The organism is Novosphingobium sp. 9U (assembly GCF_902506425.1).
Lineage (GTDB): Bacteria > Pseudomonadota > Alphaproteobacteria > Sphingomonadales > Sphingomonadaceae > Novosphingobium.
Genome location: NZ_LR732469.1, coordinates 2419834 through 2440184 on the forward strand (window position 1 = coordinate 2419834; position 20351 = coordinate 2440184).

Sequence of the window (20351 nt, forward strand, 5' to 3'; positions counted from 1 at the left end):
AGACACGACATGTCTGCCACTGACACCCAGACCGCACGGCAGTGCCCCGTCCCGCACGGATCGGACCTGCTGCAGGACGCCTCGCTGATCGACCCGGTCATCTCGGCACAGCCGACCGCCTATTACACCGCGATGCGCGAAGCGGACCCGGTCCACTATGACGAGAAGCTGGGCATGTACCTGATCTCGCGCTACGAGGACATCCAGACGGTTCAGCGCGATCCCATCACCTACTCGGTCGAGCATGGCTACAAGGCGCAATATGCCGCCGGGTTCTTCGCGGAGTTCCAGGAAATCCTGGAACGGGAAGGGCAGGGCTTCTTCCCAGACGCCATCATGTCCGATCCGCCCTATCACACGCGTATCCGCAAGCTGATGGACAATGCGTTCTCCGCCCATCGCGTGCGTCAGCTGGAGCCGCTGATCGAGGACATCGTTCGCGAGAGTATCGACGAGTTCGTCGACCGCGGCGAGTGCGATGGCGTGAAGGACTTCGGTGTTCCCGTCACCATCCGCGTGATCTGCAAGCAGCTTGGCATCGAGGTCTACGATGCGGAGAAGATCCAGCGCTGGTCGCACGCGGTGACCCAGCAGATCGGTCGCATGCAGGACCGCGAGCAGATGGTCGAGAACGCCCGCGAGATTTGCGATCTGCAGAACTTCCTGATCGCGCAGATCCGCGACCGTGAGGCGAACCCGAGGGAGGACATGATCTCCGATCTCGTCCACGCGCGGGCTGAGGGCGAGGAGAACCCGACGCTGACCTTCGCGGAAGTGGTCTCGCTGGTCCGCGCGCTGATGATCGCGGGCAATGAGACGACCGCGACGGCGATGTCGAACCTCCTCTACATCCTCGCCACCCAGCCCAAGGTCGCGCAACTGCTGCAGGATGCGGCGGACGATGATCGCCTGCTCGGTCGCTTCGTCGAGGAACTGCTGCGGATCGAGCCGCCGGTGCGCGGCCTCTCGCGCATGACGACCAAGGAGGTCGAACTGGGCGGCAAGACCCTGCCCAGCGGCGCACACTTGCTGCTGATGTATGCCTCCGCGAACGATCAGGATGACGTCTTCGCCTGCCCGCGCGACTTCGACATGGAGCGCAGCAATCTGGGCCGCCACGTGTCGTTCGGCGGTGGTCCGCACCGCTGCATCGGATTGTCGCTGGCACGCATGGAGATCCGCGTCGCGGCGCGTGAGGTGATCCGCAAGCTCCAGGACATCAAGCTGGCGGTCCCGGTCGAGGAGTTGCGCTACCTGCCCACGGTCGCCACCCACTCGCTCGCGAGCCTGCCGATCACGTTCACGAAACGGGCATAGTCCCCGCGCGTGCCGGATCGCAGTTGAACCCAAGGAAAGAGCGAGATTTGAGTCAGGAACTGGCAGGCAAGGTGGCGATCGTCACCGGTGCGGCGTCCGGGATCGGGCGCGCGACCGCGGAACTGTTCGTGGCGGAAGGCGCCCGCGTGGTCATCGCCGACATCAACGATGGGGCTGGCGAGGCAACGGCTCGCGAACTGGGTGATGCCGCGTTCTACCATCGCGCGGATGTCGGCGTGGCGGAAGACATCGACGCCCTGGTGGCGGCCGCCGTCGATCGGTTCGGCGGCTTGCACGTGATGTTCAACAACGCCGGCGTGTCCTGCAAGCCCAGCGTGAACTTCCTCGACGACGAGTTGCCGGATTTTGCGCGGGTCATGCAGGTCAACGTGCTTGGAGTGATCTGGGGGACGCAGCGCGCGGCCCGGCATATGGCCCGCAATGGCGGCGGTTCGATCATAAACAACGCTTCGATCGCCGGGCTTATCCCGGGTCTGGCCATGCTTGCGTACCGCACGTCGAAGGTGGCGGCGATCCACGCCAGCAAGTCGATGGCGATTGACTTGGCCCAATACGGTATTCGGGTGAATTGTCTGGCGCCAGGGCATATCCCGACCGATCTCAACGCGTTCGCGCCTCCTGGCGCCACCGTGCAGCAGGCCGAGCGGATCCAGGTGGCGATGAAGCCGGTCTGGGACGCCAACAAGCCGCTCAAGCGCCAGGGCGTGCCCCACGACGTGGCCCAGGCGGCGCTGTTCCTGGCCGGCGATCGTGCGGCGCAGATCACCGGCACCGTGCTCGCAGTTGACGGCGGCATCTCGGCAGGCGACCCTGTCAATCACTTCAAGGAGCTGATGGACGCGCGCGCCTCGGCCATGGCGGACGGAGAGTAAGCAGAAAATGGGTGTTACGGTCACTTTCGTGGAGGAAGATGGGACGGAACGGACGTTCGAGGACGTGAGCACGGCGCAGTCGCTGATGGAAGTCGGCCGCACCAACAGCGTCGCCGGCATCCTGGCTGACTGCGGTGGCGCCTGCGCTTGCGCGACGTGCCACGTCTACGTCGATGATGCCTGGATGGAGAAGGTAGGAGCACCGGACGCCATCGAGGAAGAAATGCTGGATCTCGTATCCGAGTTCTACAAGTCGAATAGCCGCCTAGCCTGTCAGATCAAGCTGAGCGCCGAACTCGATGGTCTCAAGGTGGCAGTGGCGCCGACCGGCTACTGAACGCCCGCAAGCAATCCATCGCGCGCCACGCCGCCGCTCAAGCAGCGACCTGTCGGTGTGGCGGCGCTGCCGTTTCCGTTTCGAGCCGTGCCAGCAACTCTGCCAACTGCTTGCGGTAAGCGGCGACACCCGCTTCCTTGACCGGACCGAAGCCGGCGACCAGCGCCGCAGCGTCGGCGATCTCGGTGCAGAGTTCCAGGTTCTCCTGCGTTGCGCGATCGGCAACGGACAGGATCAGCGCCCGATACTCGCCGATGAGCGCGCGCTCCATGCGGCGTTCCGCAGTCATGCCGAACACGTCGAGCGGCGTCCCGCGCAGCCCCTTCATCCTTGCGAGCAATCCGAAGACGGGAAAGATCCAACGCCCCATCGCGATCTTGCGCGGGCGCCCGGTCTTGAGGTCCTTGCGGAAGGCGAGCAGCGGCGGAGCCAGGTTCACTTCGATCTTGTAATCGCCGTCGAACTGGGCGGCGACGCCCGCCTTGAACTCGGGCGCGCTATAGAGGCGCGCGACCTCGTACTCGTCCTTGTACGACATCAGCCGCGACAGCTGCGCGGCGACTGCCATGAGGAAGGGTTCAGCCGCCTCGACCTTGCGGGCACTGAGCCGTGCCGTGACGTCATCGAGGAACGCACGATACTGCGCCGCGTAGTTTTCGCTCTGGTAGCCTGCGAGATGCCGGCTGCGGCTCTCGACCGTCGCGGGCAGGTTCTCTGGTTCGGGCAGGGCGGGGTCGAGCTGGGCGAAACGCTCCATCTCATCGGGAAACGCCGCGGCGATCCGACCCAGGGTCAGCGCAAGCAGGTTCGCCTCCACGGCCGTGCCGTTGAGCCGGACTGCTTGTGTGATCGCATCGATCCCGATCGGCAGAAGCCCGGTCTGCGCTGCGTAGCCGACCATCAGCAGATTGGTGAAGATCGTGTCGCCCATCAGCTTGGCGGCGAGCGCGTTGGCGCGCACCAGAGCGATGTTCTGCCCCTCGACCCGGCGGCTGATGGCGGGAACGAAGGCGGCGGCGCGAAAATCCAGGTCCTTGCGCGTCTGGAACTCACCCGTCGGCACCACGTCTTCGTTGGCGATCACGTGGCTGTCAGCGCGCACGGTCTTGGCGACGTCCGGGCCGGCCGCGACGACGAGGTCGCAGGCGATCAGCAGGTCCGCTTGGCCGACGCCTAGTCGTGCGCTGGGGATCCGCTCGGCATCGTCGGCGAAGCGGATGTGGCTCATCACGCCGCCGCCCTTCTGGGCCATGCCGGTCATGTCGAGTACCTTGGCGGCCTTGCCTTCGATGTGCGCCGCCATGCCGAGCACTGCGCCGACGGTCAGCACGCCGGTGCCGCCGATGCCGGTCACCAGCATGGCATAGCTGTTGGACACGTCGACGATGCGAGGGTCACGCAGCCTGGCGATTAGCGGCTCCAGCGCCCCAATGTCAATCGCGCGCTTGGCGATCCTGGCACCCCGTACGGTGACGAAGGAGGGGCAGAAGCCTTTGACGCAGCTGTAGTCCTTGTTGCAGTTCGACTGATCGATCGCACGCTTGCGGCCGAACTCGGTCTCGAGCGGCGTGATGCTGACGCAATTCGATTGACGCGAGCAGTCGCCACAGCCTTCGCAAACGGCGGGGTTGATGTAGAGCCGCATGTCCGGATCGGGGTAGTTGCCGCGCTTGCGGCGGCGGCGCTTCTCATTGGCGCAGGTCTGCTCGTAGATGATGGCGGAGACGCCCTTCACCTCGCGCAGCTCGCGCTGCAGCGCGTCGAGGCGATCGCGTTCGAGAACGCGGACTTCGGCAGGAAGCTTGCCTGCCCATTTCTCCGGCTGGTCGCTGACCATGACCACTGGCGTCACACCCTCGGCGATTAACTCCGCGACGATCTGGTCGGGCTGGATGTTGCCCTCCAGGGGCTGGCCGCCGGTCATGGCCACTGCATCGTTGTAGAGGATCTTGAAGGTCACGTTAGTTTTGGCGGCCAGCGCCGCCCGGATCGCTAGGATGCCGGAATGGGCGTAGGTGCCGTCGCCCATGTTCGAAAAGACGTGCTCGGTTTCCGTGAAATGCTGCGCGCCGAGCCAGGGCAGACCTTCGGCGCCCATGCCCACGACGTTCATCGTCCGGCGCTCGGGCATGAAGGCGGCGAGACCGTGGCAGCCGGTGGCGCCCATCGCCAGGCTGCCATCGGGCACGTTCGTGCTGGTGTTGTGCGGGCATCCCGAGCAGAAGTAGGCGGGCCGAACGGCGCCGGCCGGAGCGATGGCGGCGGACTCCATGGTCGCCAGCCGCTCACCAGCAGCGCGGGTAGGGGCATCGAGAACGCCAAGGCCATCCAGACGGGAGACGATCGTCCGGCGCACGAGGCCGGCGTCCAACACGTTGTCGAGCGGCAGGAGCACGCGTCCCTGCTCGTCGCGCTTGCCGACGATCGTGGGGCGAGCGCCAGGCATGGCGAAGAGCGCGGAGGCAAGCTGCTCTTCGATGACCGGGCGCTTTTCCTCGACGACCAGGACCTCGCGCGCGCCGGCGCAGGCGCTGCGCAGGAAGTCCTGATCCATCGGCCAGGTCATGCCCAGCTTGACCAGCGATATCCCGAGCACGCGGCAGCGCGCTTCGTCCAGGCCGAGCGCCAGAAGCGCCTCGCGCACGTCGAGATAGGCCTTGCCGGCGGTCAGGATGACGAGGTTGCGCTGCTCGGGCGCGATCACCACGCGGTTGAGCCCGTTGGCCCGGGCGAACTGTACCGCAGCCGGTAGCCGCTCGTTCACCACCAGGGATTCCTGCACCAGCGGCGGCAAGCTGCGGCGGATGTTGAGCTGTGCGCCAAGCGGCAGTTCAGGGTGTACGATGGAGATTTCGGGCAGCGTCACCGAGGAGGTCAGGTCGAGGGTGTCGGTCACCGCCTTGAGGCTGACGTAGAGGCCGCTGAAGCGCGACATCTCCCAGCCGAGCAGTCCGTAGGCGATGATCTCTTCGGTCGTGGATGGCGCCAGGATCGGCAGGAAGCCGGCGATCAGCGTGTGCTCGGACTGGTGCGCGGAGGCCGAGGATTTCGCCGCATGGTCGTCACCCGCGACGACCAGCACGCCTCCCTTTTCGTGCGTGCCCTCGAAGTTGGCGAGCTTCAGCGCCTCGCAGGCGCGGTCGACGCCCAGGCCCTTGGCGTACCACATCGCGAAGACGCCTTCGAAGCGCGATTTGCCGAACCAGTGCACCTGTTGCGCGCCGCGCAGGCTGGTAGCGGCAAGCTCCTCGTTGAGGCCCGGCTCGAAATGGATGTCGTGCGCATCGAGCAGTATCTTTGCGGCCCACAGTTGCGCATCGAGAGTGGTGATCGGCGATCCGCGGTAGCCGGTGACATAGCCGCCGGTCTTCAGTCCGGCGGCACGATCGCGCCGCGCCATATCGAGCGGCAGGCGAACGAGCGCCTGCATCGAAGTGAGGAACACTCGCCCGGAGGTCTGCTCCAGGCGATCCTGCAATGTCACGACGGTTTTGGTCACGGGCTACCTTGAGCGCAGCGCTCGCGCGGGCGCTAGGCACAGCGTGTCCGCTAGCCATGGCGGACAAGTGTGCCTTCCGTTCGGGTCACCATTCCGGCTTGTAGGGCTCCATCGCCATGTACTTGTCGACTGCGGCCTCGAAGTGGCGAATCCGGATTTCCTGGTAGTTGGCGAGCGTAATGCCGGGCTTGGCGCTGGCTTCTAGACCCTCTTGCTGGGCGTAGAGGTTGTCCGTGTCCTGGTCGAGGATGCGACCAAAGCCCGGGTCCATGCCCTCCGCCTCCGCGAACGACTGGTCGTCGTCGAGGATCTCGACCTCTGCGGTCTCGGGCCGCGGTCCATCCTTGGGGATCGGCCGCATGAACATGACTTCGTAGATGCACCGCCGGTGATCGCGCGCGTCCGGGCGGAAGCGGTAGAGCATCGGCAGCGAGATACCCGGGAAGACGTAGAGGTTCGGGAACATCGTGTAGGAGTATGTGTCCAGCAGCTCGGTGTCGGACACGTGGCTGAGGTCGGTGTTTGCCGCCTGCTCGAACATCGACCGGAACATGTCCGCGACCACCTGCCGGGCGCGCTCGCCCTCTTTCAGTTGCGGCTTGGCACCACCCATTGCGGAGCTATCGCCCATCGTGAAGTTCTCGATGATGTCCTGCTCGGTGTACTTGCCCTCCAGCATCGGACTGACTACGCCGAGCGTCGAGATGAATCGGTTCACGTGCTCGCCGTAGACATCGTATTGCGAGTTCACATCGCCATTGGCAGGTTGAACCTGCGGGTGGGTGTCGCCGACGTGGTAGGCCTCTTGGAACGCCTCGACGGTCAACTTCCAGTTGGCCGGATAGCTCTTCTGCACGTGCAGGTAGATATACCGGTCTTCCAGCCGCCATGCCGCAAAGTGCTTCATGATCTCGGGGCCGAAGTACTCCGCCAGCGGTGGCGCGTTCGGGTCCATGTTGATGAATACGAAACCGCCCAGCACTTCGACCCTCGCATCCGGCAGTCGCATGCGCTCCTTGTCGACATGCGCGAAGTCCCACTGGCATGGGATGGTCTTATTGGTGCCATCGAGGTTCCAGCTCCAGCCGTGGAACGGGCACTTGATCTGGTTGCCAGAGCCCGTCGTGTTGGACGGCTTCAGCTTGGTGCCGCGATGGAGGCAGGCGTTGAAGTGCGCCTTGATCTCGTTCTCGGCCACGCGCGTGACGATGAAGCTGTAGGGACCGATGTCGTAGACGTAATAATCGCCGACTTCGGGAATGTGCTCCTCGCGGCAGGCCATCTGCCAGGTGCGCGTCCACAGCCGATCGAATTCCTTCTTCTGGAACTCGGGATCGACGTAGCGGTCCTTCGAAACGTCCTGACTGCCCAGGTACTCGTAAGATTCCGAACGGGCCCACTCCGGAGCGGGCACCTTGTCGCGGGCGATAATTTCCTGGGTGCTTTCCGCAGGGCAGCGCGCCTCTCCCAATACGGCAGGCTTGGGCGCGATGGTGCCGGTCTCGAAATTCATCCCACGTTCTCCAGGTTCCGCGCGGCCGCGGGTTTGGTGACCCTGCTGGCGCTCTCATTCTTGTGGATCTGCCCGTCCTTCATGATCAGGACGAGCTTGGAGTGGTCTGACAGCACGGCGACATCCGCCAGAGGATTGCCGTCCACCAGGATCATGTCGGCCAAAGCCCCGTCGGTCAGGGTGCCGAGATCGCCTTCGGGGCGCATCGCCAGCCCACCATTGCGCGTGGCGCATACGAGGGCGTCGGCCGGGCTGTAGCCGTAGTACTCGACGAAGAACTGCAGGTCGCGGGCCTGCTCGCCCTGCTTGCTCCAGCCGAAGCCATAGTCGCCGCCGATCAGGTGGCGCACGCCGCGCTTGCGTAGCTCGGTGTGCGTGCGGATGGAGTTCTCCATCAGCTCGGGAATGTTCATGTAGCCGCCGACCTCAGGCGTAAGCCCGTGTGCCGAAGCCTCGCCCTGGAGGATTTGGTGGAACAGACCAACGGTCGGCACGATGAAGATCCGATCCCGGGCCTCCTCCATCATGTCGAGCAGTTCGTCGTCCGAATACTCGCAATGGAACAGGCCGTCCACGCCAGCCCGAATGCACGCCTTCGATCCCTCGATCGAGCGGGTGTGCGCATTGATCTTGCGGCCATAGGCATGCGCCGTCTCCGCAGCGACGCGAATTTCCTCGAAGGTCATCGGCGTGGTATGGCCTGGCGTCGAGGGGTAGAACGGGTCGCCGGATACATCGAGCTTGATGTTGTCCACGCCCTCGCGGCAGTGCAGCCGTACCGCGCGACGCATCTCCTCCACGCCGTCGACGATGGTGGCCGGGCCACCGCTGCGAGGATCATGCTCCTTACCCTCGTCACCCATCGCCCCGGTGACGCTGATCTCCAGCCCGCCGGCGCGGATGCGGGGGCCGGGCAGGCGTCCGGCGTTCACCTCGTCACGCACCGCAACCGCCAGCCGCAGCTTGGCTTCGGAGGCGCCATAGGCACTGGTAAAGCCGGCATCGAGCAGCGCCTTGGCGCCCCGTGCGGCGGTGAACACCTGCTGCTCTGGCGATGGGGTGATCAGATCCTCGGTACGCGTGACGTTCTCGAACGAGAGGTGAGCATGCCCTTCGGTCATGCCCGGCATGAGGAACAGTCCGGTGCCATCGACGATCTCGGCCCCGTCCTGCGCAAGGCCGCCCGAACCGCGGGATACGGAGCGGATGCGGTTGCCTTCGATGAGCACGTCACCGGCAAACGGATCGCCGCCGGTCGCGTCCCAGATGCTGGCGCCCCGGATCATTATGCTGCCCATTGGACCGGCCCTCTCTACCATTCGCCTTGCAGCATTTCGCTTTACTGCTTCCCGAGCGCGCGCCCGATGACGTGATATGCACCGCGACTTGTCTGCCCATGCCAGTGGGCGCCGGCGGTGTTGTTCCGGGTCGGGCGCTCCGGCACCTCACCGCATGCAGACCCCGGAGAGCCCGCCATGATCAGAGGAATCCACCATGTCTCGATCCACGTTCACGACCTGGATCGGATGATCGCTTTCTATAGGGATGCGTTCGGGTTCGAAGTGGTGGGCGAACAGTTCAGCTGGAAGGATGAACCTGTTCTCGACAGCCTGATCGACGTGAAAGGCTCCGCGGCGCGAGGCGCCATGCTGCGGGCCGGCAGCTGCTACATCGAAATGTTCGAGTTCCAGGCGCCGCAGGGCAGGACAGAGCCTTCGACGCCATACGACAAGGGCTACACCCACTTCTGCGTGGACATCGCCAGCGACATCGAAGGCGAGTACGAGCGTCTGAAAGGCCTCGGCATGACCTTTGGCGCGCCCGCTCCGATCGACATGGGCCACGTGAAATCGGTCTACGGCCGCGATCCGGAAGGCAATGTGATCGAGCTGCAGCAGACCGCCGAACATTGCGACTTCCGCCTCGACATGCTCCCGGTAACGGAGTGATCGGGGGCGCAATCGGATGAGCGGTTCGGGCACACTGACGGCGGAGGCGATCGACCACGCGCGCGGGGACGACACCGGCATCCTGATGCCTGCGCACGAAGCGGCGTTCCGTCGTGGCGGCGAGGCTTTCCTGACCGAGGCGTTCCGCGCGTTCGGCTCGATCTCGCCAGCGAACAGCGTGACGCGGATCGTTCGGCTGGACCCGTGCCCAGGTGGAAGTACCGGGCACAAGCTGTTCCTGTCGGTCGAGTACGCTTTTGACCAGCCGGGCCTTGCGCGTGATCTCTTCGTCAAGTTCTCGCGCGATTTCGCCGACAGCCGGCGCGACCATGCCCGCTACGAGATGGAGAGCGAAGCCCGCTTCGCGCCGGTATCTCGCGCGCCAAATTTTCCGATCCGCGTGCCGACTGCGTACTTCGGCGACTTTGAGCATGCGAGCGGCACCGGATTGCTCATCACCGAGCGAGTGGCCTTTGGTCGGGACGGGATCGAGCCGCAGCACGAGAAATGCTGCGATCACCGGATCGACGATCCGCTGCCCTACTATCAGGCGCTGATCACGGCTCTCGCGCGCCTCGCCGCGGCGCACAAGGCAGGGCAGCTCACGGACGATATCGAGCAGCGTTTCCCCCTGGACCTCGACAAGGCGGGGCCCGATCCGATCGCGTACGACGAGGCGGCGCTGCGCAAGGTGGTAGATGGCGGGCGGCAGTTCGCGCTCGATCTGCCGCAGCTACTACCGTCCGAGCTGCGAGCGCCCGAGCTCTACGACCGCGTTCTGGCCCATGCCTTGCGGATCCGCGAGCATGGCACTCGGCTGACCGAATACCTGGTCGCCGATCGCGACCTTGTTGCCCTGTGCCACTGGAACGCGCACATCGACAACGCGTGGTTCTGGCGAGACGGGCAGGGCGTGCTCCAGTGTGGTCTGATGGACTGGGGCCGGGTGTCGCAAATCACCTTCGGCGCGGCCCTGTGGGGCTGCCTCAGCGCGGCGCACCTGGACATCGCCAGCAACGATGTCGATGGGCTGATCGCCCTGTTTGCCGACCAATATCGGGTGCATGGCGGACCGGTCGTCGAGGCGGATCGGCTGAAGCAGCACTTCTTCGTCCACGTCGCAGTCATGGGCGTTGCTCGCGTGCTGGCTTTACACAAAGCCGTACGGCTGCGCGTGCCGGGTGCGTCGCAGGCCAGCGGTCCGCTCGACCCGCAAATCGTCGACGACGAGGGCGCGCGCACCGTCCTGCACATCTACACGGTCCTGCTCACGCTCTGGTCCAAGTCGGACTTCCAGCATGCGCTCGATGGCGTGCTGGACGCAGCGAGCGAAGAGGTCAGCCGCTGAAGAACTCGGCCAGCATGGGCGTGAGCAGGGGCCAGCGCTCGAACCGGCCGCGGCGGTTCGCCGGGTCCATCGGGAAAGTCGACACGTAGTTCCACTCGTCCTCGCGCCATGGGGGCTCGACCATCGTGGAGTTCGGCAGCAGCTCGTGCACCCATTCGGAGGTGCGCCGCGTATGTGCCATGTCGCTCTTGCCCGAACGGAAGGTCATGACCGGCATTGTCAGGGCAGCGAAGTCCTGCGCACTCAGGCCCGGCATCGGAGTATCGTCACGGTAGCCGAAAGCCTGGGCCCAGCGCTGCATGGTCTCGATGAAGGTGTCGGCGTCCTGCGCCAAAAGGATGTCGCGGATCTTCGGATTGCGCGCGATCTGGTCGGCCCAGCTTGGCAGCTGCACCACCGCTTCCATGCCGCCCCTCGATGCTGCGGTGATCTGGTCACCGCAGTAGAACCAGGCGAGGCCGGCCAAGCCGACCGGACCGCCGCTCAGCCACCAGATCGCGATCTTGCGCACGTTCTGCGGCATGCGCGCGGCCGCCATCAAGGTCACCCGCGATCCGGCCGAGCCCCCGGCCATGCGGATATCCTTCAGGTCCAGCGCTTCGATCAGTCCGACCAGAGCCTGCGCGTTCATCACCGACTCCGATGGCGCGGTAAAGGCGATGTCCGAAGCGCCGCATCCGGGGCGGTCCCACAACAGCACGCGATACCCCGCTTCGGCCAACTGGGCGCCCAGTTCGGGCACTCCCGCCGTGTCGCGCGCGTAGCGGCCGCCCGGTGTGATCACCAGCGGCGGCGCACCTTCGTCACCGATCAGCTCATAGTCGAGCATCAGGCCGTCGACTTCGATCTTCGCCAAGGGTGATCTCCGCTGTTCTGGAACGTCAGGCCATGGCGTCGGCGTTCACCGGCTCCACGGGCGTGGTCTCCCAGCGGCCCAGCTTGTAGTCGCCGGCGATGGTCGTGCGATACATCAGCCGCTCCTCGTCCGGGTTGTTGCCCGAGACACAGTGGAGCATGCGGGTGTTGTCCCAGATCACCATGTCGCCCTCGCTCCATTTGTGGTGATAGCTGCAGCTTGCGCCGATGCGGTTGATTTCCTGGCAGACTGCTTCGAGCAGCTCGTCACCCTCGGCAGTCTCGTTTTCGACTAGCCCTTCCGCCATGTAGGCCGAGACGTGCAGCACCTTTTCGCCTGTCGGGCGGGCCCAGACCGCCGGGTGGATGGCGCGAGACATCTTGGCGACCTGCTCATAGAACGAAGCGGGGATCGGCTTGGGCTCGACCATGCGGTACTGCGCCGGCTTGCCGAACTTGAGCTGGTCGTATTGGGTCGCGAGCTTGTAGACCACTTCGGTGCCCTCGATCCGAACCCGGAGATCTTCGGGGAACATCCGGTAGAGCGCGACACCGTCCAGAAAGCCGGTGATGCCGCCTTCCTCGACGCGTTCGACCGAACGCAGCACGCCGGCGCGGTTCAGTTCGTCGTTATAGCAGTGATCGAAGTGCCACGGCAGCCAGTGGGAAAGCTGCTGGCCATCGACTTCGACGATGCCCTGGCCGCGGCGGCTGCGGATCTCGATCACGCCGGGCAAGCGGCTGGAATCGACACGGCTAACCGCCTTTACCGGGTGTTCCTTGAGCGGACCGAAGCAGCTGCTGATCGCGAGCTGCATCTCGTCCGTCTGTTCGACATCCTCGAACACGATCATGCCGTGCTCGATAAAGAGATCATCGATCTGCTTGCGAACGGCCGGGTCATCCAGCTGTGCTCTATCGAGTTTGCCGATCCGGATGCCGAAGGTCAGCCCTTGCTGCAGAGGCTCCACTGTAAAGGCCTTAGAGTCGGACATACGACACTCTCCTTGCACTCGCCACCTAAGTGTGTCACATAGTAACACGTTGTGTTGTATAGTAACACGCATACAGGAGTGCGGTAGTGCCGGTCAAGCGCGGTTCGAGTGGTCGGCGCATGCTGGAAGTCTTCGAAGCCGTCGCGGCTTCGCAGCCCATTGGCGTGAGCGCCTTGGCCCGCTTGCTTGAAGCCGACAAAAGCGCGGTGCAGCGCGATCTCATGACCTTGGCGGACGCCGGCTGGATCCGCGCGGCTCAATCGGGGTGGGAGTTGACGCCGCGTATCCTGACACTCGCGCGCACGCCGCACTCCAGCAACGATCTGCGGCAGCGTGCGCGCCCGGTTCTCGAAGCCCTGCGATCTTCTACGGGCGAGACGACCTATCTGACGGTGCCCGATGGCGAGAACTTCGTCGTCATCGACGCCCTGGAAAGCCCGCAGGTGCTGCGTACGGTTCCACCAATCGGTCTGGTCGTGCCCACGCGCGGCAGCGCGACCGCGCGCGCCGTGCTACCCTACATGGGCGCAGCCGAGCAAAGACGCTTGCTGGGAGCGGACCCGACGAAGGAACTGCTCGACCAGTTCGCCCACACGCGCTTGCTAGGCTTCGCCGTGAACGACGGCGATATCGTGGCCGGCGCCGTCGCCATCGCATCTGCTATCCTGGACACGGGCGATCGTCCGCTCGGAGCCTTGGTGGTCACAGCCCCGGCCGAACGGCTCGATCAAGAACGACGAGAGCGCATCGGCTTGCAACTGGTCGAGGCGGTGCGGACACTGGGAAGTGAGATGTGATGCCGGACTGTCCGGTGTAGGCCTGCGCGTACCGGTTTCACCCGTCGTGTCTGGCCGGCGAGCGAACATGACGGCGAGCCAGCGACGCAACGTCGTTTACCCCTGCAAGCGCCAGGGTGCGCTCGAACTCTTCGGTCAACAGCGTCAGCACGCGGTCTACTCCTGCCTCTCCGCCTGCCGCGAGGCCATAGAGATAAGGGCGACCGATCGAACAGGCGGTTGCGCCCAGTGCGATTGCTTTGACGATGTCCGAACCGCGCCGGATGCCACCGTCGCAGATGACGTCGGGTGCATCGCCCACGGCCTCGCGCACGGCGGCAATCTGATCGACGGGTGCGGGTGCGCCGTCCAGCTGGCGGCCGCCATGATTGGAGACGATCACGCCGGTCGCTCCTGACGCGACCGACCGGCGAGCGTCCTCGGGCGTCATCACGCCCTTGATGGCGAGCGGACCGTTCCACTCGCCTGCTAGCCACTCGACATCGCGCCAGCTGACGGATCGGTCGAACTGCCCTCCGATATAGTCGAAGAGGCTCATGGGACCTGACGCCAGCGCATCCACCTTGTGGCTGACGTTCGCGAGGTCGAACTTAGATCCTGTCAAGGCGGGAATGGACCAGGAGGGGTGGAGCGCGAAGCTGAGCATGGATCTAAGGGTAAGCTTGGGAGGCAGCGACAGCCCGCTCACCCGGTCGCGCTCGCGATTGCCGGCGACCGGCGTGTCGACAGTGAGTGCGAGACCGTGGAAGCCCGCGTCCCTGCAGCGGGCCACGAACTCGGCGGTGAGGCCGCGATCCTTGAAGATGTAGATCTGGAACACCTTCGGCCCGGCGTAGGCTTGCGCCAGATCCTCGAGCCGGGTCGTGCCCATGGTCGACAAGCTGTAGATGAGCCCGTGCCGTTCCGCGGCCTTTGCGACCGCAAGCTCGGCATCGCCGTGAAACATGCGGGTCAAACCCGTCGGCGACAGCATCAGCGGCCAGCGCGAGGGTTGGCCGAAGATGGTGGTGCCCGTCCGGATCGCCGACACGTCGTTCAGCACGTCGGGCAGAAGCTCGTAATGTGCGAAGGCATCGACGTTGCGCCGCAACGAGACTTCATCGTCAGCGCCGCCATCGATGTAGTCGAAGATCGGCCGTGGCAAACGGCGCCGGGCCATCAGCCGGATGTCGGCGACATTGTTAGCACGTTGAAGCTGCGTCAGGTGCGATCCCCTTCGATCATGATGCCGGCGACCTGCATAACGCCAAGCGAAATTTTACACTTTGGAGGCGCCATCGGCGATCGTTTCGGGTGTGCAATGCGGCTAGAAGAATATGCCCGGTGATCGGGACTGTGCCACGGCAGGTCAGCAACGCGGTGCCCGCGCCGGACCAACGGGAGCGAGGCCACCTGCCGTTTTCCGGCCCTTACTCGCACATGGTTGCGTGTGCCGGCGACCAGCGCTACTTGGCGGCATTCGCTTGGACCCGGTGAGACTCCGGGTGGCTATTCCGGCCGCCAATCCGCCGGACAACGCACCTGCATCCGACATCATGCCCCGGCGGCACAACGGTTGCTGTGAATGCGGATCAATACATGAACACCCAATCCCTTTCTCGCTATCGTGCCGAGTGGTTCGATGGCGCGCATGCCGCCCGGCGTGACATCCTGGCCGGTATGGTCGGCACCTTCGCCCTCATTCCCGAAGTCATCGCGTTTTCGTTCGTCGCCGGCGTGGACCCCGAAGTGGGTCTGTTCGCCTCCTTCGTCATCGGCATTGTCATCGCATTCGCGGGAGGACGGCCGGCGATGATCTCTGGAGCAGCCGGCTCGGTCGCCCTCGTGGCTGCCGCGCTCGTCCATGCTCACGGGCTGTCGTACTTGCTGGCGGCGACGCTACTCGCCGGCGTCTTGCAGATCGTCTTCGGCCTGCTGAAGCTCGACGTGCTGATGCGCTTCGTTTCCCGGTCGGTGCGGACGGGCTTCGTTAACGCTCTGGCGATCCTGATCTTCTCGGCGCAGATGCCACAGATGCTGGGTGTGGCGTGGCAGACCTATGCCATGATCGCTTTGGGGCTCGCCATCATCTACCTCCTGCCGAAATTGACCTCGGCGATCCCGTCCCCGCTCATCTGCGTCGTCGTGCTGACGGTCATCAGCGTCGTTTTCCCCATGCCGTTGCGCGTGGTCGGCGACCTTGGACGACTGCCTGGCTCGCTGCCTTCTCTGGCATGGCCCCAGGTTCCGATCGACATCGCCACCCTGACGATCATCGCTCCTTACGCGTTCGCGATGGCCGCGGTAGGATTGTTGGAATCGATGATGACCGCCCGTGTCGTCGACGACCTGACGGAGAGCACCAGCTCGAAGGCACGGGAGTGCACGGGCCTGGGTCTGGCCAATGTTGCGGCCGGGCTGTTCGGTGGCATCGCCGGGTGCGGGATGATCGGGCAGACGGTCGGCAACGTGCGCTATGGCGGCCGTGGCCGCTTGTCGACCCTGGTCGCCGGAGTGTTTCTGCTGATCGTCATGGTCCCGCTGCGTCCATGGGTCGCGCAAGTGCCGGTGGCGGCCCTAGTCGCGATCATGATCATGGTGTCGGTCAGCACCTTCTCCTGGGGATCGCTGCGCGACCTTGCACGCCATCCTAAGGTCTCCGGTGTCGTCATGCTGGCGACGGTGGCGGTCACCGTGGCGACGCACGACCTCTCGGCCGGGGTCGCCGTCGGCGTCCTTCTGAGCGGTGTGTTCTTCGCATTCAAGGTCACCCGGCTCATGGCCGTGCACGTCGAGTACGATCCTTCGAGCGACACCCGCATCTACACGGTGTCGGGACAGGTCTTCTTCGCCAGCGCCGAGATCTTCGCCGATCGCTTCGACCTTCGCGACCCGGCACGGCGCGTCCTCATCGACCTGACGAATGCGCACTTGTGGGACATCACAGCGGTCGGCGCGCTCGAGGATGTCACCTCGACCATGCGCCGCCATGGCATCGAGGTCGAGGTCGTCGGCTTGAACGAGGCGAGTGCCGTCCTCGTGGACCGCCACGCACCGCTGCTGCGGCAGCCGGCGACCTGAATGCCTGGCGGCTCCCGGGTAATCGCAGAAGCTACCTCGATGCCTGGAAGCAGGTCATCGCACGCTTCAGGGGATCAGTCGCTCAGCCCGCAGCCGCTCGAACAACGCGAAGAACGCATCATCGGTCGGCTGATATGCAGTGAAGCCCAGCCGCCGGCTCTTGCTCATGTCGGTGACCACCTCGATCGGCCGGCCAAGGTCGGCGTCGGTGTGCCAAGGTGAGGCAAGGCGGCCGAGATCAGGTTCGGCCAAGCCCTCGCGCAAGGCGATCTCGCGCCACAGTGCGGCGTCCTCCGCCATCTGCTGCTCGAGCGGACGAACGGTGCCGTCGAACGGCGCCGCTTCTACCTCGAACCATCGGGCGATGCGCTCCCACATCCATTGCCAGCGGAAGATGTCGCCGTTGACGACGTTGAACGCCTGATCGTGCGCTGTCTCTGTCTCCGCAGCCCAGATCAGGTGCCGGGCAAGCTGACCCGCGTCCGTCATGTCGGTGAGCCCCGACCATTGCGCGGCCGAGCCGGGGAACGTGAAGGGCCGCCCTTTCTCGCGGCAGAGTGTCGCATAGACGGCCAGCGTCGTGCCCATGTTCATGGCGTTGCCTACGGCCATGCCGATCACGGTGTGCGGACGGTGCACGCTCCAGGTGAAGCCATCGCGCGCTGCAGCGGCGAACACCTCGTCTTCCTGGGCGTAGTAGAAGTTCTCGACGTCGAGCCGTCCCTGTTCCTCACGGAACGGCGTCTGCGGCAGCGTGCCTTTGCCGTACGCCTCGAAGGGGCCGAGGTAGTGCTTGAGGCCGGTGACCAGCGCCACGTGCCGCGGCACCGAAGGCTTTGGAAGAGCGTCCAGCAGATTGCGCACCATGGCGGAGTTCACGCGGATGTTCTCCGCCTCGCTGTCCTGGCGCAACCAGGTGGTGATGAACACCGCATCGGGATTGAGATCGCGCAACGCCGCAGCGGTCGCAGTCGCGTCCTGAAGGTCCGCTGCGATCGGCTGGACGCCGGCCTGGCCTGCGGGGCGCCGTGCAAGACCGTGGACCGACCAGCCCTGCGCTGCCAACAAGGTCGATGTCGCGCTGCCGACGATCCCGCTCGCGCCAACCACCAATGCCGTCTTCGTCATCATGTTCTCCAATCAAAGCTGGAGCTAGGCACGAAAGTCCCGCGATTCTAGACGGCACCATTCGCACCCCCAGGAACCAGAAGGTAACCACATGCAGCCCGGAACGCCGGATGAAGAGTGGAGAGAAGATTGTGCGCCGCGCCGGGTGCTGGAGCTGTTCGCCACCAAGTGGACCAGCATGGTGCTGCACACGCTGCATGCCCGCCACGACGGTGTCGCCCGCACGGGCATGCTTCAACGCAGCGTCCCGGGCATTTCCAAGAAGATGTTGACCCAAACGGTGCGCGACATGGAAGCGAGCGGCCTGCTGAGCCGACATGTCCAGAGCACACTACCGCCGATGGTCGAGTACCGCCTGACGAACTTGGGCCGGCGCTTCGTGGAGCCTGTCGAATTGCTCTACGCCTGGGGCCGTGACAACGCCGACGCGCTGGACCGTCTCAAGGCCCGCCCCAGCTCACGTCGCACTTAGCCCTACCACGGCGATGCTCCCTTGAGCGGAAGACCTGTCCCAAATGGCGGCTTCACGTCAGCAGCTGCAAGGGGTGAAATCGGGCCTAGGCTGCTACGCGGTCGCGGCCGGCCAGCTTCGCTGCATACAATTGCCGGTCGGCACGGTCGATTGCGTCGGTGAACGACGTGTCGTGCGGCTCTATGACGGCCAGCCCGGTGCTTACCGTGTACTCGAACGGGCCCGGGCGACTGATCGCCGCCCTCGCGTTTTGTGCAAGGCGCTGCGCCGTAAGCAACGATGCCTCGGGCATGATCACCAGGAACTCGTCGCCACCCATGCGCACGACGTGCCCCGGACGAAGCGCCTTGCTCTCCTGCGTCGCCGAGGTCAGCGCCTGCGCCAGACCGACTAGCGCGGCGTCTCCTGCGGCATGGCCGAACCGGTCGTTGATGGACTTGAAATGATCGACGTCGATGTGGGCCAGCCAGGTTCCGGCTTTCAGGAGTGCGTGCTCGTTGCTCGCCAGCCAGGCGCGGTTGTACACTCTGGTGAGGCCGTCGCGCCACGTGCTCTCACGCAGTGCGGCCAGAGCAGCCTCGGCAGCATCGCGATCAGGCTCAAGTTGAGCAGCATGAGCAACGATTGATCCGAAAGCGGAGCGGCAATCGCCAGCGTGCTGGGCGTGGCCAGATCCAGGACCTCGCCTGCGATCACGTAAAGGTAGCAGGGGATGTACGCCAACATCGCAGATCCCGCGATGGGTCCGCCATATCCCTGCGGCATCGCTCGGCGGGATTGCCGGATGATGTCGAGCCCGAATAGGCCCATGCCGAACGCGAGACCGAGGGTGGCCAGCACTTGTTCGCTCTGAGCCGGCAGATGGATATCCGTCGTGCGGGCAAGGTGAGGCAGCAGGAAGCCGATCATTGTCGCCAGCGGCGGCACCGCCATCCACCAGCGCCACAGCGGCTGCTTGGCGAACAGGCGGACGCCGGTCACCACCGGGATATTGGACGCGGTCAGTGCGGCCAAGAGCAGGGCCCGGATCAGCACGGCGTCGGGCAGGTAGATCCATTCGAGGCCGGCAAGCGCAACGCAGTAGAGGAGCAGGCTCGCCGCCCAGTGTGCATGGTGCAGCTGATCTTTGCGTCCCCGCCAAAGCGCTACGAAGATGATGACGAACGTGACGCACGCGAGCACGCTGCAGAGGCGCAAAGTGGCAAGATCGAGAGAGATGAACATATCGCGCAGCCGACATACGCGCGATTGCTTAAGAAGGCTTCTATGTTGCGCAGGCTATGGTCATGCGGATGCCTCAGAGCATCTCGAGCGGCCGGCGCTCGCGCGGTCGCGGAAAGGCAGCGTCCAACGCGGCGATGACCGCGTCAGGTAGTTCGAGGTCGGCGGCGGCGCGGTTTTCGCGGACATGTTCCACGGTGCCGGCCTTGGGGATGGCAATGACGCCCTGCTGCTGCATCGTCCAGGCAAGCGCAACTTGCGCCGGGGTGGCATCCATCCGCTGGGCCCCGTCGATGAGGGCAGGGTGCCCAAGCAGCCTTCCCTGCTCGACAGGGCTGTATGCCATGATGGGCATGCGATGATCCTGCAGCCAGGGCAGCAGGTCGTGCTCGGGCCCCCGTCTCGTCAGGTTGTACAGGATCTGGTCGGTAGTGCAGGCGTCGCCTCCCACTGCGACGAGTTCCTCCATGTCATCCGTGTCGAGGTTGCTGACGCCCCAATGACGTATCTTCCCGGCTCTCTTGAGCGCCTCCATCGCCTCCACTGTTTCGCCAAGGGGGACAGAGCCGCGCCAGTGCAGGAGATACAAGTCGATCCGGTCGGTGCCGAGCCGCTTCAAGCTGGCTTCGCAGGCAAGAGGCAGGCGCTTGCGCGAGGCGTTCTGCGGATAGGCCTTGCTGACCAGGAACAGCGTCTCGCGCATGGGCCCGAGTGCCTCGGAGACAAGCGTCTCTGCCGCGCCCTCGCCATACATCTCGGCAGTATCGATCAGCGTCATGCCCAGTTCCACGCCCGTGCGCAGTGCCGCGATCTCGGCCGCTCGCTGATCTCTACGCTCGCCGATCATCCAGGTGCCCTGGCCGAGCGCGGGTACTCTCTCGCCGCCGGGAAGGAGCACTGTCTTCATGATTGTCTCGCCGGATAGTTCACTCGCAGCCCAACGCGCCGAGCGGGTCTCTGGTTCTCC

Annotated in this window: 18 protein-coding genes and 1 other annotated feature; of the genes, 8 read left to right on the forward strand and 10 right to left on the reverse strand. The window is 64.9% G+C overall.

The window, feature by feature from the left end; genetic code table 11:
• Positions 1-9 precede the first annotated feature (9 nt).
• The 3 genes from GV044_RS11315 to GV044_RS11325 are packed head-to-tail and all read left to right on the forward strand — an operon-like array spanning position 10 to position 2547.
• A complete protein-coding gene (locus GV044_RS11315) occupies positions 10-1317 on the forward strand; it encodes a cytochrome P450 (RefSeq protein WP_159869554.1) in 1308 nt (435 codons plus the stop codon).
• A gap of 47 nt (positions 1318-1364) precedes the next feature.
• Positions 1365-2210 carry an SDR family NAD(P)-dependent oxidoreductase gene (locus GV044_RS11320; RefSeq protein ID WP_159869557.1) on the forward strand — a complete coding sequence of 282 codons (846 nt, stop codon included), beginning with the start codon at positions 1365-1367 and terminating at the stop codon, positions 2208-2210.
• A 7-nt stretch (positions 2211-2217) separates the two neighbouring features.
• A complete protein-coding gene (locus GV044_RS11325) occupies positions 2218-2547 on the forward strand; it encodes a 2Fe-2S iron-sulfur cluster-binding protein (RefSeq protein WP_159869560.1) in 330 nt (109 codons plus the stop codon).
• A gap of 37 nt (positions 2548-2584) precedes the next feature.
• Here the strand turns inward: GV044_RS11325 and GV044_RS11330 are convergent, their stop codons facing one another.
• From GV044_RS11330 to GV044_RS11340, 3 genes are all read right to left on the reverse strand, one after another.
• The gene (locus GV044_RS11330; RefSeq protein WP_159869563.1) at positions 2585-6046 is read right to left on the reverse strand and encodes an indolepyruvate ferredoxin oxidoreductase family protein; all 3462 of its coding nucleotides are present in this window, start codon (positions 6044-6046) and stop codon (positions 2585-2587) included.
• 85 nt (positions 6047-6131) lie between these two features.
• Positions 6132-7559, reverse strand: coding sequence for an SRPBCC family protein (locus tag GV044_RS11335; protein ID WP_159869566.1), 1428 nt, complete (start codon positions 7557-7559; stop codon positions 6132-6134).
• Positions 7556-8845 carry an amidohydrolase family protein gene (locus tag GV044_RS11340; protein ID WP_236554877.1) on the reverse strand — a complete coding sequence of 430 codons (1290 nt, stop codon included), beginning with the start codon at positions 8843-8845 and terminating at the stop codon, positions 7556-7558. Before GV044_RS11340 ends, GV044_RS11335 begins: the two co-directional genes overlap by 4 nt.
• Positions 8846-9034: 189 nt before the next feature.
• Between GV044_RS11340 and GV044_RS11345 the strand changes: the two genes are divergently transcribed.
• Together GV044_RS11345 and GV044_RS11350 are read left to right on the forward strand one after the other, a co-directional pair.
• On the forward strand, positions 9035-9508 hold the full coding sequence (locus tag GV044_RS11345) for a VOC family protein (protein ID WP_159869572.1): 474 nt from the start codon (positions 9035-9037) through the stop codon (positions 9506-9508).
• Between the two features lie 16 nt (positions 9509-9524).
• A complete protein-coding gene (locus GV044_RS11350; protein ID WP_159869575.1) occupies positions 9525-10856 on the forward strand; it encodes a hypothetical protein in 1332 nt (443 codons plus the stop codon).
• Here the strand turns inward: GV044_RS11350 and GV044_RS11355 are convergent.
• Entirely contained in the window at positions 10846-11712 is an 867-nt protein-coding gene (locus GV044_RS11355; protein ID WP_236554878.1) for an alpha/beta fold hydrolase, read from the reverse strand. The genes GV044_RS11350 and GV044_RS11355 overlap by 11 nt on opposite strands.
• A gap of 25 nt (positions 11713-11737) precedes the next feature.
• Positions 11738-12706 carry a TauD/TfdA family dioxygenase gene (locus GV044_RS11360; RefSeq protein ID WP_159869578.1) on the reverse strand — a complete coding sequence of 323 codons (969 nt, stop codon included), beginning with the start codon at positions 12704-12706 and terminating at the stop codon, positions 11738-11740.
• Positions 12707-12792: 86 nt separating this feature from the next.
• Between GV044_RS11360 and GV044_RS11365 the strand changes: the two genes are divergently transcribed.
• A complete protein-coding gene (locus GV044_RS11365) occupies positions 12793-13503 on the forward strand; it encodes an IclR family transcriptional regulator (RefSeq protein WP_159869581.1) in 711 nt (236 codons plus the stop codon).
• A gap of 37 nt (positions 13504-13540) precedes the next feature.
• On the opposite strand, the gene GV044_RS11370 is transcribed toward GV044_RS11365, so the two are convergent.
• Positions 13541-14662 (reverse strand): alpha-hydroxy acid oxidase, encoded by a 1122-nt coding sequence (locus GV044_RS11370; RefSeq protein WP_236554879.1) that lies wholly within the window; start codon positions 14660-14662, stop codon positions 13541-13543.
• Between the two features lie 303 nt (positions 14663-14965).
• Positions 14966-15021 (forward strand) — a sequence feature (sul1 is cis-regulatory element that is thought to sense ions involved in sulfur or methionine metabolism; They are found in Alphaproteobacteria).
• A gap of 60 nt (positions 15022-15081) precedes the next feature.
• Between GV044_RS11370 and GV044_RS11375 the strand changes: the two genes are divergently transcribed.
• Positions 15082-16563: a SulP family inorganic anion transporter gene (locus GV044_RS11375; RefSeq protein WP_159869584.1), complete on the forward strand. Its 1482-nt coding sequence runs from the start codon at positions 15082-15084 to the stop codon at positions 16561-16563.
• A gap of 66 nt (positions 16564-16629) precedes the next feature.
• On the opposite strand, the gene GV044_RS11380 is transcribed toward GV044_RS11375, so the two are convergent.
• Positions 16630-17691 carry an SDR family oxidoreductase gene (locus tag GV044_RS11380; RefSeq protein WP_159869587.1) on the reverse strand — a complete coding sequence of 354 codons (1062 nt, stop codon included), beginning with the start codon at positions 17689-17691 and terminating at the stop codon, positions 16630-16632.
• A gap of 91 nt (positions 17692-17782) precedes the next feature.
• Here GV044_RS11380 and GV044_RS11385 point away from each other — a divergent pair, with 91 nt between their 5' ends.
• Complete coding sequence (locus GV044_RS11385; protein ID WP_159869590.1) at positions 17783-18163, forward strand: helix-turn-helix domain-containing protein; 381 nt, start codon at positions 17783-17785, stop codon at positions 18161-18163.
• 85 nt (positions 18164-18248) lie between these two features.
• Here GV044_RS11385 and GV044_RS11390 read toward each other — a convergent pair whose 3' ends face one another.
• The 3 genes from GV044_RS11390 to GV044_RS11400 form a co-directional block, all read right to left on the reverse strand.
• Complete coding sequence (locus tag GV044_RS11390) at positions 18249-18689, reverse strand: GGDEF domain-containing protein (RefSeq protein WP_159869593.1); 441 nt, start codon at positions 18687-18689, stop codon at positions 18249-18251.
• Positions 18644-19387: a hypothetical protein gene (locus GV044_RS11395; RefSeq protein WP_159869595.1), complete on the reverse strand. Its 744-nt coding sequence runs from the start codon at positions 19385-19387 to the stop codon at positions 18644-18646. Before GV044_RS11395 ends, GV044_RS11390 begins: the two co-directional genes overlap by 46 nt.
• Positions 19388-19460: 73 nt before the next feature.
• A complete protein-coding gene (locus GV044_RS11400; RefSeq protein WP_159869598.1) occupies positions 19461-20291 on the reverse strand; it encodes an aldo/keto reductase in 831 nt (276 codons plus the stop codon).
• Between the last annotated feature and the right edge of the window lie 60 nt (positions 20292-20351).

Bases quoted from the DNA above. Each gene is read 5' to 3' on its own strand.
- GV044_RS11315 (WP_159869554.1), top strand. From the start codon at position 10: ATGTCTGCCACTGACACCCAGACCGCACGGCAGTGCCCCGTCCCGCAC.
- GV044_RS11325 (WP_159869560.1), top strand. From the start codon at position 2,218: ATGGGTGTTACGGTCACTTTCGTGGAGGAAGATGGGACGGAACGGACG.
- GV044_RS11335 (WP_159869566.1), bottom strand. From the start codon at position 7,559: ATGAATTTCGAGACCGGCACCATCGCGCCCAAGCCTGCCGTATTGGGA.
- GV044_RS11340 (WP_236554877.1), bottom strand. From the start codon at position 8,845: ATGATCCGGGGCGCCAGCATCTGGGACGCGACCGGCGGCGATCCGTTT.
- GV044_RS11345 (WP_159869572.1), top strand. From the start codon at position 9,035: ATGATCAGAGGAATCCACCATGTCTCGATCCACGTTCACGACCTGGAT.
- GV044_RS11350 (WP_159869575.1), top strand. From the start codon at position 9,525: ATGAGCGGTTCGGGCACACTGACGGCGGAGGCGATCGACCACGCGCGC.
- GV044_RS11360 (WP_159869578.1), bottom strand. From the start codon at position 12,706: ATGTCCGACTCTAAGGCCTTTACAGTGGAGCCTCTGCAGCAAGGGCTG.
- GV044_RS11370 (WP_236554879.1), bottom strand. From the start codon at position 14,662: ATGGCCCGGCGCCGTTTGCCACGGCCGATCTTCGACTACATCGATGGC.
- GV044_RS11375 (WP_159869584.1), top strand. From the start codon at position 15,082: ATGAACACCCAATCCCTTTCTCGCTATCGTGCCGAGTGGTTCGATGGC.
- GV044_RS11380 (WP_159869587.1), bottom strand. From the start codon at position 17,691: ATGACGAAGACGGCATTGGTGGTTGGCGCGAGCGGGATCGTCGGCAGC.
- GV044_RS11385 (WP_159869590.1), top strand. From the start codon at position 17,783: ATGCAGCCCGGAACGCCGGATGAAGAGTGGAGAGAAGATTGTGCGCCG.
- GV044_RS11395 (WP_159869595.1), bottom strand. From the start codon at position 19,387: ATGTTCATCTCTCTCGATCTTGCCACTTTGCGCCTCTGCAGCGTGCTC.
- GV044_RS11400 (WP_159869598.1), bottom strand. From the start codon at position 20,291: ATGAAGACAGTGCTCCTTCCCGGCGGCGAGAGAGTACCCGCGCTCGGC.